Raw genomic sequence first — 3,011 nt, 5'->3', positions numbered from 1 at the left:
GAGGTGTAAGTGCAGTAATGCATTCAGCTGACTGATACTAATAGGTCGAGGGCTTGATCTAATTTATTACTCTGTGCAATTTTGAGAGAATGAAAAAAATCTCTTGACAAATACATTTAAATACTTTATAATATTTAAATGTAAGGTAAAAATAATCTGGTGATTATGGCTTGAAGGTAACACCCGTACCCATTCCGAACACGAAGGTTAAGCTTCAAAGCGCCAATGGTACTGCCGGGGAGGCCCGGTGGGAGAGTAGGTCGTTGCCAGGTAATGTAATTCGTAGAAGTTATTCTACGGATTTTTTATTTTTTGTATAATTAAAGTAAGTCATTAAGATAAATATTTGAAAACATAAAATATAAGCCTGTGATACATACTATATGTAATAGCATCTTAATTTTGAAAGGATAGTGTAAGTTTATGAGTAAAAAACTAACTGGAGCTCAGCTTAGAATGGCTGCCCTACAAAATAACATGATGGAAGTAGGGGCAGAGATTTATAAAAATCCTGAGGTTAGAAATAAAATAAAAAATACTTTAGAAAATAAGAAGGAGCCTAAATAAATAGGTTCCTTTACAAATAGAAAAGTAGATTTATGAAATAAACCTAGATAAAAAATTCCGTAGCTAAAAGGACGCGGAATTTTTTATTTTCTACTTATCTAGCATATCTAGAAGTTCATTAAATCTAGCTATAGTATCTTTAATAGGTTTTGGGGAAGTCATATCTACTCCTGCCTTTTTCAAGATGTTTATAGGATAATCAGAACCTCCGCTCTTTAAAAATCCTTTATACTTTTCTACAGAATCTTTACCATTTTCTAAGATAGATTTTACGAAGGAATTTGCAGCAGAATAGCCTGTAGCATATTGATATACATAGAAATCATTATAAAAATGAGGTATCCTTGCCCATTCCATATCGATTTCCTTATCAATAATCATATCTCCTCCAAAATATCTAACATTAATCTCATGATAAATTTTGCATAAGTCTTCACTGGTTAACGGTTCACCTGCATCAATCTTTTCATGGGTTATTTTTTCAAATTCAGCAAACATTATCTGCCTAAACACAGTGGTTCTAATTTGCTCCAGTTGAGTATTTATAAGATATAGCTTTTTATTTTCGTCATTTTCATTTTTTATAAGATAATTAATAAGTAAGTTTTCATTTACAGTAGAAGCTACCTCTGCACAGAATAGGGTATAATCAGCATATATATAAGGCTGTTCCTTTTTTGAATAATAAGAGTGAATAGAGTGACCCATTTCATGGGCAAAAGTTGATACATCATTAAGCTCATAGTTATAATTTAATAAAACATAAGGCATGGTATCATAGCTTCCCCAAGAATAAGCTCCCTTTCTCTTTCCCTTATTTTCATATATATCTATCCATCTATTTTTGATACCTTCATCAAATATTGTTATATATTCCTCTCCTAAAGGCTGTAGGGCTGTCTTTACTATATTTACGGCTTCATCAAACTCTATATGAGATTTTGGAGCATCAATTATGGGGACATATAAATCATACATATGAATTTCATCAAGGCCAAGAAGCTTCTTTTTAATTGTAACATATCTATGAAGGCTGTCTAAGTTATCATTTATAGTTTTTATAGCATTATCATAAACCTCTAGTTGTATATCATTAGGCTTTAATGATGCCTCTAGGGAACTTTTATAATTTCTTGTCTTTGCTACAAAGGCAAAATTCTTTATGGAAGACGTAAGGGAAGAAGCTATAGTATTTTTAAAATGCTCATAGGTAGCAAACAAAGTTTTAAAAGCGTCTTCTCTAACCCTTCTATTTTTGGATTTAATGAATATTCCGTAGTTTCCTTCTGTAAGCTCCACTTCATTGCCTTCTTCATCCTTAATAGTAGGGAAAGTCATATCTGCATTGGTAAGCATTCTAAAGATATTTGAAGGAGCATTTAATGCATCCGATACAGAAGCCATAACCTCTTCAACTTCCTTGCTTAAGGTATGAGGCTTTTTCTTTAGTAGTCTTTTTAGCATAAGCTCATATACCTTAAGCTCTGAATTTTCTTCTATAGCCTTTTCTATGGTACCTTCTTTATAGGATAAAATTTCTGGTATAAAAAATGATTCCATAGCTGACAGCTCTGCAGCATAAGATTGCATCTTATTTTTTAATGACTGATTAGCATTATTGCCAGTGTCTTCATCTGATTTTAAACTAGCATAAATAAATAACTTATCAGCTATTCTTGATATTTCTTCATCAAGCTTTAAGAAGTTTAACAGCTCCTTTGAATCATTAAGTTTTCCCTGAAAATCCTTTAATTTTAAAGCCTCATCCTTTAGCTTTAAAAAGTCCTTCTCCCAATCTTCCTTGTTTTTATAAATTTTTTCTATATCCCATCTATCTGCGTCAAGGATTTCTTCTCTTCTTTTTACCTTTTTAACTTCTGACATAATAAACATCTCACCTCTCTATTTTTATTATCTCAACTATTATGGTAATTATAACAAATTGACTAAATCTTTACACGTGAAATCTATGAACATTTGAAAGAACAGGGATGAAAGCTACCTATTGGGACGGTTATCAATGGGAAATGAACTAAGACAATATTATAAGTGCTACAAACTTTATCTGGCGTATCAATATATGAAACTTAAAGGAAAACGTGGAATAAAGAAGAATGATATTGATAAGTTTGATTAATGACAATTATTGATAATTGTATATACATTAACCCGTGGTAAGATAGTCTTCGTCGCTGAGATGAGCGGCGAACAAGAAACAGCAAAAACATTTAAGAAAATCAACAAGTTTTGATAACAAATTACTAGTTGACAAGCTTGAATGAATTTGATAAGATATAAAAGTCGCTTAGGGCGGCAAGGTCTTTGAAAATTGAACAGAGAATAGAAACCAGTCAATTACTTAACAGTTAAATGTTAAGAAACGCGATGAGCGAAACAGATTAAACTTTTAAATTGAGAGTTTGATCCTGGCTCAGGACGAACGC

Annotated in this window: 2 protein-coding genes and 1 rRNA gene; 2 read left to right on the top strand and 1 reads right to left on the bottom strand. The window is 31.8% G+C overall.

Translation table 11 applies throughout. The features are described 5' to 3' along the window. Positions 1-155 precede the first annotated feature (155 nt). Positions 156-272 (top strand): 5S ribosomal RNA (rrf, locus tag BSD9I1_RS07305). 151 nt (positions 273-423) lie between these two features. Next, complete coding sequence (locus tag BSD9I1_RS07300; RefSeq protein ID WP_186429794.1) at positions 424-567, top strand: hypothetical protein; 144 nt, start codon at positions 424-426, stop codon at positions 565-567. Between the two features lie 90 nt (positions 568-657). Here BSD9I1_RS07300 and pepF read toward each other — a convergent pair whose 3' ends face one another. Continuing rightward, complete coding sequence (gene pepF, locus BSD9I1_RS07295; RefSeq protein WP_186429793.1) at positions 658-2,451, bottom strand: oligoendopeptidase F; 1,794 nt, start codon at positions 2,449-2,451, stop codon at positions 658-660. Between the last annotated feature and the right edge of the window lie 560 nt (positions 2,452-3,011).

Origin of the sequence: Clostridium sp. BSD9I1 (genome assembly GCF_900185645.1) — a bacterium.
In the GTDB taxonomy this organism is placed as follows: domain Bacteria; phylum Bacillota; class Clostridia; order Clostridiales; family Clostridiaceae; genus Clostridium_AK.
Note: the sequence above shows the minus strand (reverse complement) of the source record. Positions and strands in the feature narration are given on the sequence as shown.